This is a genomic window from Streptomyces sp. SID486, assembly GCF_009865385.1.
Taxonomy (GTDB): Bacteria; Actinomycetota; Actinomycetes; order Streptomycetales; family Streptomycetaceae; genus Streptomyces.
Genome location: NZ_WWJT01000629.1, coordinates 1 through 480, shown reverse-complemented (window position 1 = coordinate 480; position 480 = coordinate 1). Strand labels below are relative to the sequence as shown.

The window sequence follows — 480 nt, the reverse complement described above, 5'->3', positions numbered from 1 at the left end:
CCGCTGCTGCGGGTCCATCGCCAACGCCTCACGCGGCGAGATCCCGAAGAACCCCGGATCGAAATCACCAGCGTCGTACAGGAAACCACCCTCACGCGCGTACGCCGTGCCCTTGTGGTCCGGGTCGGGGTGGTACAGCGCCTCCAGGTCCCAGCCGCGGTCGTCGGGGAACGCGGCCATGGCGTCGCCGCCCCTGGCGAGCAGGGACCACAGGTCCTCGGGGGTGCGTACGCCGCCCGGGTAGCGGCAGCTCATCGCGACGATCGCGATCGGCTCGTCCACCGCCGTCGCCCCTCGTACGGCCGGCAGCGCCGCGCTCCGCGGAGCGCCGTCGGAGACGCCGGCCGCCGTCAGCTCCGCGAGCAGGTGACGGGCGAGCCCGGCGGCCGTGGGGTAGTCGAACACGAGCGTGGCAGGCAGCCGCAGTCCGGTGGCCGTGTTCAGCCGGTTGCGCAGCTCCACCGCCGTCAACGAGTCGAA

Annotated in this window: 1 protein-coding gene; it reads right to left on the bottom strand. The window is 72.9% G+C overall.

The window, feature by feature from the left end; all coding sequences use genetic code 11:
• Positions 1-480: acyl carrier protein (locus GT045_RS28900; protein WP_161335990.1), on the bottom strand; the 480-nt coding region annotated here is incomplete at both ends.